This is a genomic window from Streptosporangium nondiastaticum (assembly GCF_003011965.1).
Classification (GTDB): Bacteria; Actinomycetota; Actinomycetes; order Streptomycetales; family Streptomycetaceae; genus Streptomyces; species Streptomyces nondiastaticus.
Genome location: NZ_PXWG01000132.1, coordinates 1 through 18965 on the forward strand (window position 1 = coordinate 1; position 18965 = coordinate 18965).

At 71.7% G+C, this 18965-nt stretch carries 19 protein-coding genes and 1 pseudogene; 11 read left to right on the forward strand and 9 right to left on the reverse strand.

The annotated features are described in order from the left end of the window. Positions 1-200: 200 nt before the first annotated feature. From B7P34_RS29290 to B7P34_RS29305, 4 genes are all read left to right on the forward strand, one after another. Positions 201-380, forward strand: coding sequence for a hypothetical protein (locus B7P34_RS29290; protein WP_030367401.1), 180 nt, complete (start codon positions 201-203; stop codon positions 378-380). Between the two features lie 142 nt (positions 381-522). After that, on the forward strand, positions 523-918 hold the full coding sequence (locus B7P34_RS29295) for a BlaI/MecI/CopY family transcriptional regulator (RefSeq protein ID WP_106681214.1): 396 nt from the start codon (positions 523-525) through the stop codon (positions 916-918). A 9-nt stretch (positions 919-927) separates the two neighbouring features. Beyond that, positions 928-1446 (forward strand): amino-acid N-acetyltransferase, encoded by a 519-nt coding sequence (locus B7P34_RS29300; RefSeq protein ID WP_106681215.1) that lies wholly within the window; start codon positions 928-930, stop codon positions 1444-1446. 160 nt (positions 1447-1606) lie between these two features. Then, positions 1607-1948, forward strand: coding sequence for a histone-like nucleoid-structuring protein Lsr2 (locus B7P34_RS29305; RefSeq protein ID WP_106681216.1), 342 nt, complete (start codon positions 1607-1609; stop codon positions 1946-1948). On the opposite strand, the gene B7P34_RS29310 is transcribed toward B7P34_RS29305, so the two are convergent. Continuing rightward, complete coding sequence (locus B7P34_RS29310) at positions 1879-2502, reverse strand: SCO3374 family protein (protein WP_106681217.1); 624 nt, start codon at positions 2500-2502, stop codon at positions 1879-1881. The two genes, B7P34_RS29305 and B7P34_RS29310, sit on opposite strands and share 70 nt — an antisense overlap. A 499-nt stretch (positions 2503-3001) precedes the next feature. Between B7P34_RS29310 and B7P34_RS29320 the strand changes: the two genes are divergently transcribed. After that, a complete protein-coding gene (locus B7P34_RS29320; protein WP_106681218.1) occupies positions 3002-5527 on the forward strand; it encodes an ATP-dependent Clp protease ATP-binding subunit in 2526 nt (841 codons plus the stop codon). A 124-nt stretch (positions 5528-5651) separates the two neighbouring features. Here B7P34_RS29320 and B7P34_RS29325 read toward each other — a convergent pair whose 3' ends face one another. Together B7P34_RS29325 and B7P34_RS29330 are read right to left on the reverse strand one after the other, a co-directional pair. Beyond that, entirely contained in the window at positions 5652-7892 is a 2241-nt protein-coding gene (locus B7P34_RS29325; protein WP_146166967.1) for a serine protease, read from the reverse strand. Positions 7893-7894: 2 nt separating this feature from the next. Further along, the gene (locus B7P34_RS29330) at positions 7895-8233 is read right to left on the reverse strand and encodes a trypco2 family protein (protein ID WP_106681220.1); all 339 of its coding nucleotides are present in this window, start codon (positions 8231-8233) and stop codon (positions 7895-7897) included. A gap of 350 nt (positions 8234-8583) precedes the next feature. Here B7P34_RS29330 and B7P34_RS29335 point away from each other — a divergent pair, with 350 nt between their 5' ends. Further along, the gene (locus tag B7P34_RS29335) at positions 8584-9318 is read left to right on the forward strand and encodes a M23 family metallopeptidase (RefSeq protein ID WP_106681221.1); all 735 of its coding nucleotides are present in this window, start codon (positions 8584-8586) and stop codon (positions 9316-9318) included. Between the two features lie 139 nt (positions 9319-9457). Next, entirely contained in the window at positions 9458-9919 is a 462-nt protein-coding gene (locus tag B7P34_RS29340) for a VOC family protein (RefSeq protein ID WP_106681222.1), read from the forward strand. Positions 9920-9985: 66 nt separating this feature from the next. Here B7P34_RS29340 and cseC read toward each other — a convergent pair whose 3' ends face one another. The 5 genes from cseC to B7P34_RS29365 form a co-directional block, all read right to left on the reverse strand. Next, the gene (cseC, locus tag B7P34_RS29345; RefSeq protein ID WP_106681223.1) at positions 9986-11287 is read right to left on the reverse strand and encodes a two-component system sensor histidine kinase CseC; all 1302 of its coding nucleotides are present in this window, start codon (positions 11285-11287) and stop codon (positions 9986-9988) included. Between the two features lie 110 nt (positions 11288-11397). After that, a complete protein-coding gene (gene cseB, locus B7P34_RS29350) occupies positions 11398-12105 on the reverse strand; it encodes a two-component system response regulator CseB (RefSeq protein WP_106681224.1) in 708 nt (235 codons plus the stop codon). A gap of 7 nt (positions 12106-12112) precedes the next feature. Beyond that, a complete protein-coding gene (locus tag B7P34_RS29355; protein WP_223268352.1) occupies positions 12113-12781 on the reverse strand; it encodes an LppP/LprE family lipoprotein in 669 nt (222 codons plus the stop codon). Then, positions 12769-13317, reverse strand: a complete 549-nt coding sequence (locus B7P34_RS29360; RefSeq protein WP_043189586.1) for a SigE family RNA polymerase sigma factor — start codon at positions 13315-13317, stop codon at positions 12769-12771. Before B7P34_RS29360 ends, B7P34_RS29355 begins: the two co-directional genes overlap by 13 nt. A 371-nt stretch (positions 13318-13688) precedes the next feature. Further along, the gene (locus B7P34_RS29365; protein WP_106681225.1) at positions 13689-14615 is read right to left on the reverse strand and encodes an A/G-specific adenine glycosylase; all 927 of its coding nucleotides are present in this window, start codon (positions 14613-14615) and stop codon (positions 13689-13691) included. 193 nt (positions 14616-14808) lie between these two features. On the opposite strand from B7P34_RS29365, the gene B7P34_RS29370 reads away from it, so the two are divergent. The 3 genes from B7P34_RS29370 to B7P34_RS29380 all read left to right on the forward strand — a co-directional run bounded on the left by B7P34_RS29370 (position 14809) and on the right by B7P34_RS29380 (position 17797). Beyond that, the gene (locus B7P34_RS29370) at positions 14809-16482 is read left to right on the forward strand and encodes a histidine kinase (protein ID WP_223268353.1); all 1674 of its coding nucleotides are present in this window, start codon (positions 14809-14811) and stop codon (positions 16480-16482) included. Continuing rightward, the gene (locus B7P34_RS29375) at positions 16470-17216 is read left to right on the forward strand and encodes a response regulator (protein WP_435693987.1); all 747 of its coding nucleotides are present in this window, start codon (positions 16470-16472) and stop codon (positions 17214-17216) included. The genes B7P34_RS29370 and B7P34_RS29375 overlap by 13 nt, the downstream gene beginning before the upstream one ends. A gap of 101 nt (positions 17217-17317) precedes the next feature. Beyond that, complete coding sequence (locus B7P34_RS29380; protein WP_106681228.1) at positions 17318-17797, forward strand: pyridoxamine 5'-phosphate oxidase family protein; 480 nt, start codon at positions 17318-17320, stop codon at positions 17795-17797. 49 nt (positions 17798-17846) lie between these two features. On the opposite strand, the gene B7P34_RS29385 is transcribed toward B7P34_RS29380, so the two are convergent. After that, positions 17847-18437: a phosphatase PAP2 family protein gene (locus B7P34_RS29385; RefSeq protein ID WP_106681229.1), complete on the reverse strand. Its 591-nt coding sequence runs from the start codon at positions 18435-18437 to the stop codon at positions 17847-17849. Positions 18438-18644: 207 nt separating this feature from the next. Between B7P34_RS29385 and B7P34_RS29390 the strand changes: the two are divergent. Beyond that, positions 18645-18965: pseudogene (locus B7P34_RS29390) on the forward strand (hypothetical protein); the annotation flags it as partial.

The window sequence follows — 18965 nt, forward strand, 5'->3', positions numbered from 1 at the left end:
AACCGTCCGGGCCGCGCCCGGAGCGGCCCATCCCCACCCCCGGCGAGGTCTTCCCGCCCCGCCGCAAGCCCGCTCCGCCCCCGAGCGCCGGGGCCCCGCACGCCAGACCCGCCTGAAAGGCGGGCCGGGGCGCGCGTAATCTGGACGGGCCGCTGACAAACCGTGCAATCCCGATCCAGATCCAGAAGGAGCCGACGGCCATGGACTATGTCGCCGCACTGGTGCCGCCCGTCGTGATGGCGATCGCCTTCACCGCCCTGGTCGTGACGATCATCAAGAGCCAGGGTGGCGCGAACAAGGCCAAGGAGGACGCCGCGGTCGACGCCGCGCTGGCCCGGGCCGAGGCCGCGCAGCAGACCGGCAAGGGCAGCCCGGCCTGACCCGCCCCGCGCCCGCGGGGCGGGCGCGGGTGCTCACGGGGCGTACGGCACGGGACCGCAATTCCGGTCGTGCGCCCTTTTTGCTGCCCCTTTGCAGCTCCGATAAAGCGTCATTCCAGACATCTCCCACTATTATTCGCGTGTGGTCAGACGCCTGGGTGATCTGGAAGACGCCGTCATGACGCGCGTGTGGGACTGGAACCGGCCGGTCACTGTTCGAGAAGTGCTGGAAGACCTTCAACAGGAACGGTCCATCGCCTACACGACGGTCATGACCGTAATGGACAACCTGTATCAGAAGGGCTGGCTGCGCCGGGAAGCGGAAGGCCGGGCCTATCGATATGAGGCGGTCTCGAACCGGGCCGCCTACTCGGCCGCACTGATGAACGAAGCGTGGTCCGTGAGCGACAACCCCGCGGCCGCTCTCGTCGCCTTCTTCGGCATGATGTCGGCCGAACAACGCGAAGCCCTGCGGGACGCGATCCGGGTCGTGCAACTCGACGGGCCCGGCGACGGCCCGGCCGCCCCGGGACGATAGCGTCCGGGCATGCCCGCGCTATCAAAAGTCGTCACCGTCCGCCGTGCCCGGACCAGCGATGTGGCGGCGCTGCGCCGCCTCATCAACACGTACGTTCGTGACGGCATCCTCCTCGACAAAGCCACCGTCACTCTTTACGAGGACATCCAGGAGTTCTGGGTGGCCGAGCGGGACGAGGACGGCACCGTCGTCGGCTGCGGGGCCCTGCACGTGATGTGGGAAGACCTCGCGGAGGTCCGCACTCTCGCGGTGGACCCGGGCGTCAAGGGCGGCGGGGTCGGGCACGCCGTACTGGACAAGCTGCTGCAGACGGCGCGCTGGCTCGGCGTGCGGCGCATTTTCTGCCTCACCTTCGAAGTCGACTTCTTCGCGAAGCACGGCTTCGTGGAGATCGGTGAGACACCCGTGGACGGTGATGTCTACAGCGAGCTGCTGCGTTCCTATGACGAGGGCGTCGCCGAGTTCCTGGGTCTCGAACGGGTGAAGCCGAACACCCTTGGCAACAGCCGGATGCTTCTGCATCTGTGATCGCGGTCCCTATGTCCGAATCGCGCCCCTATCACATGGCTCCGGAAGGGATGCTTCCCACGCGGAAGGCGGGCTGAACCTTCCCGGGGGGTTTGTGTTTTTCCGGGAAAGGCGGTTTGCTATTCCTCCGTAATCCCATTTTCCACTGAAAGGATTCCCCGTGGCGCAGAAGGTTCAGGTCCTTCTTGTCGATGACCTCGACGGTGGCGAGGCCGACGAGACCGTGACGTTCGCCCTGGACGGGAAGACGTACGAGATCGACCTCACCACGGCCAACGCCGACAAGCTCCGCCAGGCGCTCGCGGACTACGTGAAGTCCGCCCGCCGCACCGGCGGCCGCGCCGCCGCCGGCCGCGGCAAGACCCGCACGGCCGCGGTCTCGGCCGGCAGCCCGGACACCGCGAAGATCCGCGCCTGGGCCAAGAAGAACGGTTACAACGTCAACGACCGCGGTCGCGTGCCCGCCGACATCCGCGAGGCGTACGAGAAGGCCAACGGCTGACCTTCCCCCGGCGGACGGCGGCGTGCCCAGCGGGCGCGCAGCAGCCGGGCACGGTGGGCCTCCGTGGCCGCCGCGCCCACCAGCCGTGCGAGATCGGGGGCGTCCCCCTCGCCCCCGAGGCCCGTCACCGGCAGCGGCGGCTCGACCCCGCGCCTTCCCGGCCGGGGAGGCCGTACCCACACGGCCCGCTCCGGCCCGGTGGGCACGGGCGCGGCGATCCGCCCGCCCGGCCCCAGCACGGCCAGATCCAGGGCGACCGCGCCCCACTCCAGCCAGTCGAGCAGCTCCGGCAGCTCGTCGGCACTGCCCGCGGCGAGCAGGAACCACAGCCTCCGGGCCCGGGCGTCGAACGCGACCGGGCCGGTGCGCACCGGGCGGGCCAGCACCGCGGCGCCCGCGTCCAGGGGCAGGCCGAGGGCGTCGAAGCGGACCCCGGTCAGCAGCTCCAGGGGCGCCTCGCCGGAGGTCGGCCAGCCGAGCGCGCGCTCGTACCACCGCCGCGCCTGGCACCATGGATCTGCGGGACCCCCGGGGCGCGGGTGGACAAAGCTCATATGCGGTGCAACTGCGAAACGCCCAAGAGGTTACTCTGGGTGGGTAGTTGGGCACACTCCGTATAAGGAGTGGGGGGCGCACAGGCGCTTCGGGCAGCGCGAGGGTGTTCGCCCGTAGCGGATGGACGGTGCCCGCGCCGCATGGACTGTCAATCCTTGCGGGTAAGAGGTTCCCCATGGGAAGAGGCGGTGCGACACCGCGCGGAGCGCGTCACCGAGGGTGGCGGCGGGCGATGGGCGGGCGTGTCGGGCCGGGCGCGCGTTCGCCGTCGGCGTAGTGACGACGGGCGTATATGCCTGGCCTGCGGGAACATCGTCTCCCACCATCGGGTTGGAGGAGATGTCGGCTGTTCGGCAGCAGGTTTCCCCGCCGACGCGGGGTGATCCGGACGGATGTCGGCAGTTGGAATGAGCTGTCCCGTCCCGCGGGACTAGCATGCGGAAGGACAGGGAGGGGACCGACCCCTACTTGCCTGACCGCTCTGAGGAGCGATTAACGATGTTCGAGAGGTTCACCGACCGTGCGCGGCGGGTTGTCGTCCTGGCTCAGGAAGAAGCCCGGATGCTCAACCACAACTACATCGGCACCGAGCACATCCTCCTGGGCCTGATCCACGAGGGTGAGGGTGTCGCCGCTAAGGCCCTGGAGAGCCTCGGGATTTCGCTCGAGGCGGTCCGCCAGCAGGTGGAGGAGATCATCGGTCAGGGCCAGCAGGCCCCGTCCGGGCACATCCCCTTCACCCCCCGTGCGAAGAAGGTCCTGGAGCTCTCGCTCCGCGAGGCCCTTCAGCTCGGCCACAACTACATCGGCACCGAGCACATCCTGCTCGGCCTGATCCGCGAGGGCGAGGGCGTCGCCGCCCAGGTCCTCGTGAAGCTGGGCGCCGATCTCAACCGGGTCCGTCAGCAGGTCATCCAGCTGCTCTCGGGCTACCAGGGCAAGGAGGCCGCCACGGCCGGCGGCCCGGCCGAGGGCACCCCCTCGACCTCGCTCGTCCTGGACCAGTTCGGCCGCAATCTGACGCAGGCCGCCCGCGAGTCCAAGCTCGACCCGGTCATCGGGCGCGAGAAGGAGATCGAGCGGGTCATGCAGGTGCTGTCCCGCCGCACCAAGAACAACCCGGTCCTCATCGGCGAGCCCGGCGTCGGCAAGACCGCCGTCGTCGAGGGCCTGGCCCAGGCCATCGTCAAGGGCGAGGTGCCCGAGACCCTCAAGGACAAGCACCTCTACACCCTCGACCTCGGCGCCCTGGTCGCCGGCTCCCGCTACCGCGGTGACTTCGAGGAGCGCCTGAAGAAGGTCCTCAAGGAGATCCGCACCCGCGGCGACATCATCCTGTTCATCGACGAGCTCCACACCCTGGTGGGTGCGGGCGCCGCCGAGGGCGCGATCGACGCCGCCAGCATCCTCAAGCCGATGCTGGCCCGCGGCGAGCTGCAGACCATCGGTGCCACCACGCTCGACGAGTACCGCAAGCACCTGGAGAAGGACGCCGCCCTCGAGCGCCGCTTCCAGCCCATCCAGGTCGCCGAGCCGTCGCTGCCGCACACCATCGAGATCCTCAAGGGTCTGCGCGACCGCTACGAGGCCCACCACCGCGTCTCCATCACGGACGAGGCGCTGGTCCAGGCCGCCACGCTCGCCGACCGCTACATCTCCGACCGCTTCCTGCCGGACAAGGCGATCGACCTGATCGACGAGGCCGGCTCCCGGATGCGCATCCGCCGGATGACCGCGCCGCCGGACCTCCGCGAGTTCGACGAGAAGATCGCCGACGTGCGCCGGGAGAAGGAGTCCGCGATCGACTCGCAGGACTTCGAGAAGGCCGCCTCCCTGCGCGACAAGGAGAAGCAGCTCCTCGCCGCGAAGGCCAAGCGCGAGAAGGAGTGGAAGGCCGGCGACATGGACGTCGTCGCCGAGGTCGACGGCGAGCTGATCGCCGAGGTCCTCGCCACGGCCACCGGCATCCCGGTCTTCAAGCTGACGGAGGAGGAGTCCTCCCGCCTGCTGCGCATGGAGGACGAGCTGCACAAGCGCGTCATCGGCCAGAAGGACGCCATCAAGGCGCTCTCCCAGGCCATCCGGCGCACCCGTGCGGGCCTCAAGGACCCCAAGCGCCCCGGTGGATCGTTCATCTTCGCCGGCCCCTCCGGTGTCGGTAAGACCGAGCTGTCCAAGACGCTCGCCGAGTTCCTCTTCGGCGACGAGGACGCCCTCATCTCCCTCGACATGTCGGAGTTCAGCGAGAAGCACACCGTCTCGCGCCTCTTCGGCTCGCCCCCCGGCTACGTGGGCTACGAAGAGGGCGGCCAGCTGACGGAGAAGGTCCGCCGTAAGCCGTTCTCGGTGGTCCTGTTCGACGAGGTCGAGAAGGCCCACCCGGACATCTTCAACTCGCTCCTGCAGATCCTGGAGGACGGTCGCCTGACCGACTCCCAGGGCCGGGTCGTGGACTTCAAGAACACCGTCATCATCATGACGACCAACCTCGGCACCCGGGACATCTCCAAGGGCTTCAACCTGGGCTTCGCCGCCCAGGGCGACGTCAAGACCGGCTACGAGCGGATGAAGGCCAAGGTCAACGAAGAGCTCAAGCAGCACTTCCGGCCCGAGTTCCTCAACCGTGTCGACGACACGGTGGTCTTCCACCAGCTCTCCCAGGAAGACATCATCCAGATCGTCGACCTGATGATCGCCAAGGTGGACGAGCGGCTGAAGGACCGCGACATGGGCATCGAGCTCAGCGCGGACGCCAAGCAGCTGCTGGCCAAGAAGGGCTACGACCCGATCCTGGGCGCCCGTCCGCTGCGCCGCACCATCCAGCGCGAGATCGAGGACATCCTCTCCGAGAAGATCCTCTTCGGTGAGCTGCGCCCCGGCCACATCGTGGTCGTCGGCACGGACGGCGAGGGCGAGGAGAAGAAGTTCACCTTCCGCGGTGAGGAGAAGTCGGCCCTGCCGGACACTCCGCCGATCGAGCAGGCCGCGGGCGGGGCGGGTCCGAACCTGTCCAAGGACGCGTAAGCGTTCCGCGCTCCTCCGGCTCATTCCGCGACAGCGGGGCGGCCCCGGAACCTTTCGAGGTTCCGGGGCCGCCTCGTTTTCCGTCGGTGGACTCCGTCAGTGGACTTCCTTCAATGGCCCTCCGTCAGTGGACGGCGGCCACGACGTCCTGGCCGAGGGCGTGCAGCTCCCTTTCGCTGCGGGCCGGCAGAAGCCTTCTCAGGCCTGCCCACACCTCTGCGTACTGCTCGTCCTCGATGTATCTCGCATTGAGCGCGCAATGGGCCGCCAGCGCCCGCAAGGGCCACTCCGTCGCCCGGTCCGGGGCCGCGTCCGCCGCCGCCGTCAGACCGGCGATGAGGCGCCGCTCCTCGCTGCGCCCGCAGTGGCCGACGACCAGCCGGAGGATGTCCTGCCACTGTTCCTCCGCCGCATGGAGCAGCAATTCGTCCAGGCAGTCGCTCTCCTGGAACTCCTTCGCCGCCAGATAGTCCTGGAAGGTGCGGTGGATGAACTGGATCGCATCCGGCGACCTCTCCTGGAGCAGCCCGCTGCGATTGAGCAGATGCATCAGCACGGATTGGGGAGTGCCCTGTGCCCGCACCCGGCGCAGGCCTCGCAACGCCGATGCGAGCTGGCGCACCGCCTGCTCGCGGGTGAGTTCGGCGCGGCCGTTCCGGGCCAGCCACACGGCGATGCGCTGCAGCAGCTGACGGCCCTCGTCCACCGTGAGTTCGATGCCCTCCGGCTGATGAATACGGCGGTGGATGTCGCGCGTCGCCAGCATCAGGTTCAGGGCAGCGCTGTACAGCTCCCAGCGGGTCTCGGGAAGGAAACCGTTGCGTGCCCTGTGCAGGGCGCAGATGACGGCGCAGAGCAGCGGTGTCCGGGCCAGATCGCGGAGTACGTCGTTGCGCCGGAATTCCCGGCCGAGCTCTTGTTCGAGGGCATCAAGTCGTTTCCGCTGGCGTTTCGCCCAGTGCTCATCCGCATATCTGTCGCATTCCAGCCGGGCGGCCCCGTGCCACGCGGCGACGAACGACTGGATGTCCTCATCGCCCAGGGGAAGCAGCCGGAGTTCCTCGAACCCCTCCTGTTCCAGCCAGTCGCTGCCGACGGCCAGCGGGCGCACCGTGACCAGGCAGCGCGTCCGCGGATACATCCGCAAAAGCCCGGCGAGCCATTTGCGGGCCAGCTCGCGATCCGCCTGCGGGATCTCGTCCATCCCGTCGACGAGGAGCAGCCCGCGCCCCGCCTCCAGCACGCGGCCGGCCCAGCCGTCGGGCGGCCGGTCCACCGGCAGCCGCGCGATCTTGGGTAGCTGGGACGGGGTGGGGGAGGTGATGCCCCGGGCGGCGAGGCTGCGCATGGGGACCACGAAGGGGATCATCCCGTCGAGCTCGGCGAGCTGCCCGGGCAGCGTGCGGCACACGGTGTGGGAGGCCAGCCACCACACGAGGGTGGTCTTGCCCGCGCCCGCCTCGCCGCGCAGCACCGTGCGCGGCCGCGAGCCGAGGAGATCCTCGATGCGCCCCCGGGGCTCCGCAGGGCCCGGGCGCGCCGCGGGCGGCGACTGCGCCTCCAGACTCAGATAGGCCGTGTCCAGATCCCAGTCGCCCGAGCTCAGCTCGTCCAGCCCGAAGATCTCCAGCCGGCTGTAGGCGGCCTTGACGGCCTTCGCGTATGCGGGCTCGTAGGCGAGGTCCTCGGGGTAGGCGGAGGTGACCTCCTCGAATTCCGGGGCGTCGGGCCAGTGCTCCTGCAGGGCCTTCCGGAAACCGGGATCGTCCATGGCGGCGGAGAGTGGCACCGACTCGATAGACGAGTGCTGCCAGCCCATTGGATCACCACTGGCGATGCCGATCAGCAGGTGGCCGGCGAACACCGGGCCGCCCGAAAGACCGTCCCAGGGTGAGCCGCCCTGGACGGGCGCCGGCGGGTGATGGTCCGCGTGCAGAATGTAGTGACCGCGCATACGCCCTGCTAGGGGCATCAGCGTGCCGGGGACCTGGGCGGCCTCCAGCTCGCCGCCCCCGTACCGCTGAACCTGCGGGAACCCCAGCACCTGGCAGCGCGGCATCGGCTGCCAGCCGGCGCACCGGCCCCATCGCAGCGGCGGCGGGCTCTTGGGCAGCAGCATCGGCGTCCGGGCCGTCAGGAGCGCTATGTCGCACGTGTCCGGATCGCCAGCCCAGACGACGTCGCAGGTGACGAGGCCGCTACCGCGCGGTTCGGCGACCGCGGCAATGTCGTCCTCCTCGAATAGATGCGCACTCGTCAGCACCAGCCTGGACGTCAGCCACACTCCGCTGCCCTGCCGCGCCGCCCCCAGTACCGCCACCAGCCGGTCCTCGACGGACGGCACCGGCGCTTGTGCCTCGCCCACCCCTACTGCCCGGACGACCCGAACCGCGACACCCCGCCCGGCCGCTCGTTGCCCACACGCCAGCTGCCGCCCGTGCGCGTGTCCTTCGGGGTCAGGGTGAACGCGACCTTGTGCGTACGGGTCGAGCCGCGGGACGCCTCCGCGTCCGCGCTGACCACCCAGGCCTTCACCCCGCCCGAGCCCTTGAGGTCCTTGCGGATCTCGACGGTGAACTCCATGGCGATCTCGCCCACCTCGAAGGCCAGGTCCTGGCCCGCGCCCCGGGCCGCAGCCGAGGTCAGGCCCTCCCGGACCGCCTGTACGGCATCCGCCAGCTCGATCTCCTCGAACCCGCTGCTCATCGTCCCGCCCCCAGCCCCTGTGGGCCGCACGCTCCGTGCGCGGCCGCTGACGGGGAGCGTACCGCCGCAGTCGGGCCTTTGGTCCCGGAACCGGGGAGGCCGAATGTCCTACGGCGGTGACACCCGCCATAGGGCGTGCGTCACGTACTAAGAGAAATAGCAGAGCCCCCGCCTTCGATTTCCCCCGAGAAGCGAACGGAACGCCTGGTCACGGCGCCTTTGAAATCGCCCCCATTTCTACGGCATTCGTTAGTAGAGGCCGTCCTTGGCAGCCGGGCGAATGCGGGTTACCAAGGTAGGGCGATCCCGGTCCGCAGCCGGGACCTGTTTATGCCTGGAGGTTTATCCGTATGTCGAAGCGCACCGCTTTCCGTAACCCGAGCAAGACCGTTCTCCGTACCCGCGCCGCCGTCGTGGCAGCCGGTCTGGGAGCCTCGGTCGCGCTGGGTGCCGGGGTCGCGCTCGCAGCCGACACCACCGACTCGGTCAGCGACTTCTCCGCGTTCGCGTCCGTCGCGACGCTGCAGGACGCGCTGAACAAGCAGGCCGAGACGCAGCTGAAGGTGGCGGAGAAGGAGAAGCAGGCCGCCGAGCAGGCCAAGCGGGACGCCGACAAGCGTGCCGAGGACGCCCGCAAGCAGGCCGAGGCCTCGCGCAAGCGCGCCGACGCCTGGGTCGCCCCGGTCGCCGGCTACCAGATCGGCCAGCCGTTCGGTAAGGCCGGCAAGATGTGGGCCGCCAAGCACAGCGGCCAGGACCTCGTCGTCGGCACCGGCACGCAGGTCATGTCCGTCCACGGCGGCACCGTCGTCAAGGCCGGCCCGAACGGCGGCGGCGACGGCCCCGCGTACGGCAACGCCATCGTGATCAAGCACGCCGACGGCACGTACTCGCAGTACGCCCACCTCTCGCAGATCAAGGTCTCGGTCGGCCAGACCGTCACGACCGGTCAGGTCATCGGCCTGTCGGGCTCCACCGGCAATTCGTCCGGTCCCCACCTGCACTTCGAGATCCGCACCACCCCGAACTACGGCAGCGCCGTCGAGCCGGTCGCCTTCCTGAAGGCCCACGGCGAGAACCTCTGATCGATCTGATCCGTCTGATCAATGCGATCCGTCTGATCAATCCGATCCGCCCCCGAGCCGGGGCACCGCGACACGCGGTGCCCCGGCTCCGGCTTTTACGGTGGTAATGCAGCGCACAATCCGGTGAGCGGAGCGCGTCATGATCAAGGGAATTGCCATCACCGCCGTCTGGGTCCTCGACCAGGACCGGGCGAAGGATTTCTACACGAACAAGCTCGGCATGGAAGTCCGCACGGATATGACCATGGGCGGCGACAAGGGAATGCGCTGGCTCACGGTCGGCGCCAAGGACCAGCCGGACGTCGAACTCACGCTGATGGTCCCCGGCCCGCCCGGGCTCGACCCGGAGTCGGCGGAGGCCATGAAGAAGCTGGTCTCCGAGGGCGCGCTGGGCGCGGGGGTGCTCAGCACCGACGACATCCACCGCGACTACGAGACGTTCAAGGCCAGGGGTGTGGAGTTCCTGCAGGAGCCCCAGGAGCGGCCGTACGGCACCGAGGCGATCCTGCGCGACGACTCCGGCAACTGGTTCTCGCTGACGCAGCGCAACGAGCAGCTGGACCTCGACAAGGACTGGGGCGAGTGCATCGAGCCGATGTGAGCCGAGGCCGGAGGGGCCCCCGCTCCGATCCCGATCCGGGTCCCTGCCCCGATCCCTGCCCCGTTCCTAGTCCGGCACCTGGATGACCGGGAACGTGCCCGTGCTCGTCGGCGCCGACTCCGGCAGCCACAGCACCGCGATCGCCCCCGTGCCGCCCTCGACCTCCGGGTCGGCGTTGCGGAAGGTCAGCCGCGCGCCCAGGACGCGGGCCTGGCCGACGGCGATGGTCAGGCCCAGGCCGTGGCCCTTGCCCGCGCGGTCCTTGCTGCCCGTGCGGAACCGGCTCGGGCCCTCCTGCAGCAGCTCCTCGGGGAAGCCCGGCCCGTGGTCGCGCACGCGCAGCACGCGCCCCTCGACGGTCACGTCGTACGGCGGCTTGCCGTGCTTGGCGGCGTTGGCCAGGAGGTTGCCGATGATGCGCTCCAGGCGGCGCGGGTCGGTGGAGACGTAGGCGTCCCGCGCGACCCGTACGCGGGCCTCGGGGGCGAACGCCCGGACGCGGCGCTCGACGAACTCGCCCAGCAGGAGCTCCTGCAGCTCGGCGCGCTCGGCGAAGCCGTCCAGCCGGGCCACCTCCAGGACGTCCTCGACGAGGGTGCGCATGGCCTGCGCGCGGTCGCGGACGAGCTCGGTGGGCCGGCCGGGCGGCAGCAGCTCGGCGGCGGTGAGCAGCCCGGTGACGGGCGTGCGCAGCTCGTGGGCGATGTCGGCGGTGACGCGCCGCTCGGCCTCCAGCCGGCGCTGGAGCGCCTCGGCCATGCCGTCGACGGCGCGCGCCAGGTCGTCGGTCTCGTCGCGCACGCGGCCGCCGATGGCCTCGCGGACCCGTACCTCGGAGTCGCCGTCGGCGAGCTTGCGGGCGGCCGCCGAGGCCTTGCGCAGCCGGCGGGAGAGCTGGTCGCCGATGAGGATGCCGAGGGCGCAGCCGCCGAGGACGACGGAGACCGAGCCGATGATCAGCGCCTTGTCGAGGGCGTCGATGATGGAGAACCGGTCCTTGAACCGGGTGTGGATCGAGAGGATCTTGCCGTTGCGGACCGGCACCGAGGCCCAGACCTCGGGGGAGTTCCCGCCGCCGGAGTCCTGCAGGAAGGTGGCGCGCTGGCCGATCGCGGCGGCGTCGCGCAGCGGCTTGGGCAGCGCGGGGTCGTCGATCTTGGCGTGCAGCATCAGCCGGCCGGTGTTCTCGTAGTACCGCTGGGCGATCTGCACCCGCTCGTCCATGACGTCGCGGCTGTTGTCGAGCATCGACAGGCGGGCGGCGTTGTGCACGACGAGGCTGAGCGCCACCGCGACGAGCGCGCCGACGCCCGCGATGGCGAGGCTGACCTTCCAGCGCAGCCCCGAGCGGAGGGCGAGCTTCACCACGAGCCGGTCACCCCGGCCGCCCCGGACACTGCGGACACCCCGGCCGTCGTGGAGCGGATCGTCACGGACCGGATCGCCATGGAGCGGATCACCATGGGGTGGTCACCGTGTCACCCTCTGAGCTTGTAGCCGAAGCCGCGGACCGTCTCGATCCGGTCCTGGCCGATCTTGCCGCGCAGCCGCTGCACGTGGACGTCGACGACCCGGGTGTCGCCGCCCCAGCCGTAGTCCCAGACGCGCTCCAGCAGCCGGTCGCGAGAGAGCACCGTGCCGGGCGCCGCGGAGAACTCCAGCAGCAGCCGCATCTCGGTCGGGGTCAGCGCGACGGGCTCGCCGCCCTTGCGGACCTCCATGCCGTCCGTGTCGACCTCCAGGTCGCCGAAGCGCAGCACGCCGCCCTCCAGCTCCTCGGGGGCGTCGGCACCGGCGGCGCCGTTGGGGCCGCTGGCGTGCCCGAAGCGGCGCAGCACGGCCCGTATGCGGGCGACGAGCACGGCGCCGTCGAAGGGCTTGGTGACGTAGTCGTCGGCCCCGGCCTCCAGGCCCAGGACGACGTCGATGGAGTCCGCGCGCGCAGACAGCATGATCACCGGGACGGTCGACTCGTCGCGGATCCGGCGGCAGAGGCTGACCCCGTCCAGGCCGGGGACCATGACGTCGAGCAGCGCGATGTCGGGCTTGCGGGCGCGGAACTTCTCCAGCCCCAGCAGCCCGTCCGGCACCGCGGTCACCTCGAAGCCGTCGCGCTCCAGTGCCAGCTGGGTCGCCTCACGGATGACGTCGTCGTCCTCCACGAAGAGCACATGCGTATCGCCCACGCTGCCCTCAGCCCTCCGTTCCCACGCTCGGGAAATCGCCCTTGTCGTTGTTGCCGGCCTTGCTGTAGTCGGTGTGCGTGCGCCCGGTCTCCCGGAACTCCGACCCCGACCAGTGGTACGTCATGACATCCTCGCCCGACGCGCAGCAGACCGCGTCACCGGGCCCGTACACCTGCTTGGTGACGCGGAGGTCGCGGCGGTCGATCTCGGCGTACACCGGCGCCTGCTCGATCATGAACACGTTCTCGTACGAGCCGTCGCCCTTGGCACGGTACACATACGAGCCCACGCCCACGGAATCGCCGCAGGTCAGGATGTTCACGACGATGTCGTCCCGGGAGCCGTCGGTCAGCTTCCCGTAGATCACGTCCAGCGGGTACTGGTTCTTCACGCAGGGCTTCAGGTCCTTCTTGACCTGGGCGCCGATCTTCGGGTCGCCCTTGAGCAGCTTGACCGCGTCGACCTTGTCCTGCGGCCGCTCCGCCGTCGCCGGCGCGGAGGGCATCCGGGTCGGCTTCGCGGCGGACTGCGTCTGCGCGGTGCCCTCCTTGCGCACGCCCTCGCTGCCCGCGTTGCATCCGGCAAGCAGAAGACCGGCGGCAGCGGCCAGCGCGGTGACCGTGCCGCCGGTGATCAGAACCGGCCTGGGGGGAGCCGCCTTTTTCAGGCTGCGCACCGTTCCTGCCCCCGCTCGTTGCGCTCGAGGGCGTGGAAGTCCAGGTCGCGGCTCTCCAGCTCCTGGCGCAGCCGGGCCAGGGCCCGGTGCAGCGTGCTCTTGACCGTTCCGGTCGACATCCCGAGCGCCTCCGCGGTCTCCTCGGTGCTCATCTGCTCCCAGTGTCGCAGCACGACGACGCTGCGCTGCTTGGGCGCCAGGACACCGAGGATGTCCATCAGCAGCGCGCGGTCGGCGTGCTGCTCCGTGCCGTCCTCGACGCTGGCGTCGGGGAGCTGCTCGGTGGGCACCTCGTCGAGCTTGCGGGCGCGCCACCACTCCGTACGAGTGTTGATCATGACACGGCGGAGGTAGGCGTCGGCCAGCGACTTGTCCGCTATGCCTTCCCAGCGGCCGTAGGTGCGCACCAGGGCGGTCTGGAGGAGGTCCTGCGCGTCGATGGGGTCCGGCACGAGACGGCGGGCGCTGCGCAGGAGCGCGTCCTGACGGTTGCGCACGTACTCCTCGAAGTCCAGAACCTTGCCGCTGCTGGCCATCTCGCAGCCTCCATTCCGCTTGCATCCCCGCGTCACGCTGGTGGTCTCCCAGCACGAGAAGGACGCTACGGAGGCGCTGTTGCGACGTGATGTGCGGCAGCACTGCGGCTGGTGCACAGCTATCCATAGGTTGTGTAACAGCGCCGCGGGAGCAGGGGCGGTAGGGCGTGAAAAGGGGGCTCTGTCCTGTTCGGGAGGGCCTTTCGGCAGGTCACGGCGGGTCTTGCGACACGGCCGTGTGACGGGCTCTGTGACGGCCGTGTGACGGGCTTCGTGACGGCTATGTGACGGGGGCTCGGCGACAGAGGCGCGACCGGAATCCGTCACGAGGGTCCGCCGCGGGATTCCCCGTCCCGGCGGCAGCCGGCACGTCACCCCAGCGGCAGCCGGTACGTCCCGTCCGCCAGCGGCTCCACCAGCCCGTCGGCCACCAGCCCGTCCAGCGCCCTGGCCCGCTGCACCGGCTCGTCCCAGACGGCGTCCAGCGCCACCTGCGGCACGGGCTCCAGCGCCTCCCGCAGCACGGCCAGCAGCTTTCCGCGCACCTGCCGGTCCGTCCCCGCATAGGTCTGGCCACGGCGCGGCGGGCCGTCGTGCGCCGGGGAGCCCGCCGCGCGCCACGCGCACCGGCCGGCGATCGGGCAGCGCCCGCAGTCCGGCGTGCGCGCCGTGCACACCAGCGCGCCCAGCTCCATCGTCGCGGCGGCCCAGCGGGCGGCGACCGGCTCGCTCTCCGGCAGCAGGGCGCGGGCCAGCTTCCGCTCGGCCGCCGTCGTCGCGTTCGGCGGGTACTGCGCGCCGCTCACGGCGCGTGCGAACACCCTGCGCACGTTGGTGTCGAGGACCGCGTGCCGCTGCCCGTACGCGAACGAGGCCACCGCCGCCGCCGTGTACTCGCCGACGCCCGGCAGCGCCAGCAGCTTGGCGTGGTCGCTCGGCACCTCGCCGCCGTGCAGCTCGGTGATCGCCGTCGCGGCGGCGTGCAGCCGCAGGGCCCGCCGCGGATAGCCGAGCCGGCCCCACGCGCGCACCGCCTCGCCGGGCGGCTCGGCCGCCAGGTCCGCCGGCCGCGGCCAGCGCGCGAGCCACTGCTCGTACACCGGCAGGACGCGGCTGACCGGCGTCTGCTGCAGCATGAACTCGCTGACCATCACGCCCCACGCGCCGGCCTCCGGGCGCCGCCAGGGCAGGTCGCGGGCGTGCGCGTCGAACCAGTCGATGACCGGTCCGTGGAGCGCGCCGGAGAGGGGCTCGGAGAGGGCCTCGGGCAGGGCGGTGATGCGGTCTGTCACAGTCATGGCGCTTCCGATCCTGGCACGGCCGCGGACGGCGGTGAAACGCGCCGGGCCCCGTTCGCCTGACTTTCGTCTGACTTTCGTCAGGGGCGCGCGGCCGGGCCCGGCTTGTACCGTCGGGCCGGTGAGCCGCCGTACGACCACCGCCCCGGCAACGGCCCCGGCAATGGCCCCGACCAGGGCCGGAACCGGGATCGTGACCAGGGCCCTGCCCGACGCCCTGCTGTGGGCGGCGCTCGCCGTGCCCGGCGTCGCCGCGGACCTCCTCGGCCTGAACGCGCCCCGGGCCTGGTGGCAGACCGCGGCCGGAGCGGCCGTCCTCGCCGCCGCCGTGGCCGTCTCCCGGGCCCGGCCGGTGCTCGCGCTCGGCCTCGCCGCCGGGCTGGGCCTCGCCGCGTCGCCCTCGCTGTTCACGCTCTCCTACGGGCCCGCGCTGTCCGTCCTCGCCTTCCTGCTGGGCCGCCGCTCGGCCCGGACGCGGCCCGTGCTGTACGCCTTCCCCGCCGTCGCGGCCGCCGGCACGGTGCTCGTGCTCGTCCGCCACGCCGACCCCGTCATCGAATGGCTGGTTCTGATCGGCACGCTGCTCTTCGGCGCGGTCTTCCCCTGGCTGGCCGGCCGGTACCGGCGCCAGGCGCGCGAGCTCGTCGCCGCCGGCTGGAGCCGGGCGGCGCAGCTGGAGCGCGAGCAGGAGATCGTCGCGGACCGGGCCCGGCTGCGCGAGCGCGCCCGCATCGCCCAGGACATGCACGACTCCCTCGGCCACGAACTCAGCCTGATCGCCCTGCGCGCCGGTGCCCTGCAGGTCGCGCCCGGTCTCGACGCGGCGCACCGGGCGGCCGCCGCGGACCTGCGCGAGGCCGCCGCGACGGCGACGGACCGGCTTCGCGACATCATCGGCGTCCTCCGCGACGCCGCCCCGCCCGGCCCCGCGCCGCTGGCCCCGCCGGACGACTCGCTGCCCGCCCTCGTGGACCGCGCGGCCGCCTCCGGCCTGCGCGTGCGCGCCTCGCTACCCAGCGAAGCGGCGCTGCCGCCGCTCGTGGAGCGGGCCGCGTACCGCGTCGTCCAGGAGGCGCTGACGAACGCGGCCAAGCACGCGCCGGGGGCGGAGGTGGCCGTCACGGTGGCCACCGGAGCGCGCGAGACGGAGGTGACGGTCGTCAGCGGGCCCGCTGCGGAGGGCGGCACGCCGTCCGCGAGCGGCAGTGGCAGCGGCAGCGGTACGGGGCTGCTGGGGCTGCGGGAGCGGGTGGCGCTCGCGGGAGGCGAGTTCACGGCGGGGGCGGCCGGGGACGATGGTGGGTTCGGCGGTGGGTTCGGCGGTGGGTTCAGGGTGCGTGCGCGGCTGCCGCACGATCCGGGGCCCCGGGCGGGGCTTCCGGGAGCGGCCCGGGACGGACACGCGGCGCGCCCGGAGGAGCCCGCGGCCATGGACGGCGGCCGTGACACCGACGCCCTCGCGCACGCCCGGCGCACCGCCCGGCGCCGGTTCGCCGTCCCCTTCGCCGTCGCGGCCGCCGGCGGTGCCGTCTTCGTCGCCGCCGCCTTCGGCTGGTACGCCTACATCAAGGCCCACTCCGTGCTGAAGCCCGCCGACTACGCGGCCATGCGCGTCGGCGCGCCGTACGCCGACGTCGCGCCCCTCCTCCCGGACCGGCAGGTCGCCGACCCGCCGTCAGACCGGGACCCGGCAACCCCGCCCGCCGGGGCGGAGTGCCGCTACTACCGGGCCAGCGGCGAACTCTTCGTCAGCGTCGAACACTTCCGGCTCTGCTTCCGCGACGGGCACCTCGTCGCGAAGAGCCGCATCCCGCGCGTCGGCGCCGCCGGCGTCGTGGAACAAGAGGAGAAGGAATGGCTGCGATGAACACGGGGACGGACGCGGGAGCGGAAGCAGGGAGGGTCGCGGGGACGGAGGCGGGGACGGGCGACGTCGTCAAAGTCCTCGTCGCCGACGACGAGGCGATGATCCGCGCCGGCGTCCGCGCGATCCTGTCCGCCGACCCCGGCATCGAGGTCGTCGCGGAGGCGGCGGACGGCCGCGAGGCCGTCGAGGCGGTCCGCGCCCACCGCCCGGACGTCGCCCTGCTCGACATCCGCATGCCGCGCATGGACGGCCTCGCCGCGTGCGAGGAGATCCGCCGGACCGCGCCCGGCACGGCCGTCGCCGTCCTCACCACCTTCTCCGAGGACGCCTACATCTCCCGCGCGCTGGGCGGCGGTGCCACCGGCTTCCTCCTCAAGTCCGGTGACCCCTACGAACTGATGACCGGCGTCCGCGCGGTCGCCGACGGCGGTGCGTACCTCTCCCCGAAGGTCGCCCGGCACGTCATCGCCGAACTCGGCGGCGAGCGCCTGACCCGCGGGGCCGCCGCCCGCGCCCGGATCGCCGGGCTCACCACCCGCGAGCGCGAGGTGCTCGCGCTGCTCGGCGAGGGCCTCTCCAACGCGGGCATCGGCCGCCGCCTCCACCTCGTGGAAGGCACGGTGAAGGGCTACGTGAGCGCGGTCCTCGACCACCTGGAGGTCGGCAACCGGGTACAGGCGGCGATCGTCGCGTACGAGGCGGGCCTGACGGCGGGCGCGCCCACCGGCCCGTAGGCCGCGGGGGTGGCGGGGGCATCGGGGGCTTGCCCCGAGGAAACGGCGGCACCGAAGCGTTCCGGCTGGCCCCGCAGGGGCCGCCGCGATGGAATGGGCCCATGAACCAGAGCGAAACGCAGCCGCGGCCGCCGCGCGACATCCGCGCGGCGCTCGACGCGCACTCGACCCTGACCCTGGCCTACGCCGACGAGGACGGCCCGCAGGCGTGCGCGGTGCTCTACGCCCCCGCCGACGGCGACGACACCGCGCTGCTGTTCGTCACCTCGGCCACCACGCGCCACGGCCGCGCCCTCGCGAGCGGCGCCCGCGTGGCCTTCACCGCCCAGCGCGACGGACAGGTGTGGACGGCCCTGACGGGGATTCAAGGCCGGGGCACGTGCCGCCGCCTGGAGGGCGCGGAGCGCGAGACCGCGTGGCGCGCGTACAGCGAGCGCTTCCCGTACGTCGACCACAACGACCGGCTCCGGCAGGCCATGGAGCGCACCGACCTGTGGGAGCTGCGCCCCTCCTGGCTGCGCCTGATCGACAACGCGCAGGGCTTCGGCCACAAGACGGAGTGGACCCGCCCCGCGGCCTGACCCCCTTCCCCGGCGCCACGCCATCCCGGGCGCCACGCCTTCCCGGGCGCTACGCCTTTACGAGCGGCCGCAGCCGCCCCCGCTCCGCCCGCTCCACCAGCCCCGTCGCGGGCCGTACGAGCAGCAGCCCGCCGAGCAGCGCCACGACCACGCCGAGCAGCAGGCCCGCGGCCACGTCGTGCGGGTAGTGCACGCCGAGGAAGACCCGCGAGAACGCGACGAGCAGCGCCATGGGCAGCACGGCCCACACGAGCGCCCGCCGGGCGAGGACGATGCCGGTCGCGAGGGCCGCGGCGAGCGTGGCGTGGTTGCTGGGGAACGACCAGTCGCCGTGCGGCGGGCAGGCCGCGAGCGAGGTGACCGCGCCGTGGACCGCCCGGCACGGCCGTTCCTCGTCCACCAGGCTCTTGACGACCTCGCTGATGCCGTACGCGATCGCCGTGGTGACCGGCACGAGCAGCGCGAGCGCGACGCTGCGCGCCCCCGTGCGCCGGTTGCTCCACCACACGGCGACGGCCACGGCCATCAGCAGCAACAGCCCGGCCTCCGTGCCGATTTCCGCAAGGGTGTGCACCCACTCCGGTGTGGAGCGGGCGAATTCGGTGACGTCGCGATAGAGATCGTTGTCCACGGTGTCCATGGTCCCGGGAGCCTACGGTCCGTCACTTCCGCGCCACACCGGGCTATCGGCATGCGTGCGGTCCGACTTTCGTCAGATGTTCGTCAGATGGCAGCAATGGGAAATCGGCCCGGAGCCCGGCCCGCGGCGGACCGATGATGAGAAAATCCGGCACCCGCGCGGCGGGTAGGGGCTGGTGCCCTCGCCGATGTCTCGTAGAGTCTTCGCGTGGGATCACTGCGCAATCCGATCGGGCCGCTTCCCTCCTCCATCTATTGGCGGCGGAGGGCAGTTGCGCTTGGCCTGCTCGGCCTTCTCGTTCTGCTGGGGCTCTGGTTCGTCACCCTCGGGGGTGACGGCGACTCCGGGGACAACCAGAGCAAGGGCACGGACGGAAAGAACCCGGGCGACAGCACCACCATCACCCCCGGCCCGGTGCCCTCCGGCCCGCACTTCAGCCAACGCCCCGGCGGGCGCGGCGAGTCGGGCAGCGGCGGCTCCGGCGGCAGTGGCGGCGACGACCGCCCCGGCGGCGGCCCGGGCGCGTCC

Coding starts and splice junctions, on each gene's coding strand:
- B7P34_RS29290 (WP_030367401.1), top strand. CDS start 201: ATGGACTATGTCGCCGCACTGGTGCCGCCCGTCGTGATGGCGATCGCC.
- B7P34_RS29300 (WP_106681215.1), top strand. CDS start 928: ATGCCCGCGCTATCAAAAGTCGTCACCGTCCGCCGTGCCCGGACCAGC.
- B7P34_RS29310 (WP_106681217.1), bottom strand. CDS start 2,502: ATGAGCTTTGTCCACCCGCGCCCCGGGGGTCCCGCAGATCCATGGTGC.
- B7P34_RS29320 (WP_106681218.1), top strand. CDS start 3,002: ATGTTCGAGAGGTTCACCGACCGTGCGCGGCGGGTTGTCGTCCTGGCT.
- B7P34_RS29330 (WP_106681220.1), bottom strand. CDS start 8,233: ATGAGCAGCGGGTTCGAGGAGATCGAGCTGGCGGATGCCGTACAGGCG.
- B7P34_RS29335 (WP_106681221.1), top strand. CDS start 8,584: ATGTCGAAGCGCACCGCTTTCCGTAACCCGAGCAAGACCGTTCTCCGT.
- B7P34_RS29340 (WP_106681222.1), top strand. CDS start 9,458: ATGATCAAGGGAATTGCCATCACCGCCGTCTGGGTCCTCGACCAGGAC.
- B7P34_RS29360 (WP_043189586.1), bottom strand. CDS start 13,317: ATGGCCAGCAGCGGCAAGGTTCTGGACTTCGAGGAGTACGTGCGCAAC.
- B7P34_RS29365 (WP_106681225.1), bottom strand. CDS start 14,615: ATGACTGTGACAGACCGCATCACCGCCCTGCCCGAGGCCCTCTCCGAG.
- B7P34_RS29375 (WP_435693987.1), top strand. CDS start 16,470: ATGGCTGCGATGAACACGGGGACGGACGCGGGAGCGGAAGCAGGGAGG.
- B7P34_RS29380 (WP_106681228.1), top strand. CDS start 17,318: ATGAACCAGAGCGAAACGCAGCCGCGGCCGCCGCGCGACATCCGCGCG.
- B7P34_RS29385 (WP_106681229.1), bottom strand. CDS start 18,437: ATGGACACCGTGGACAACGATCTCTATCGCGACGTCACCGAATTCGCC.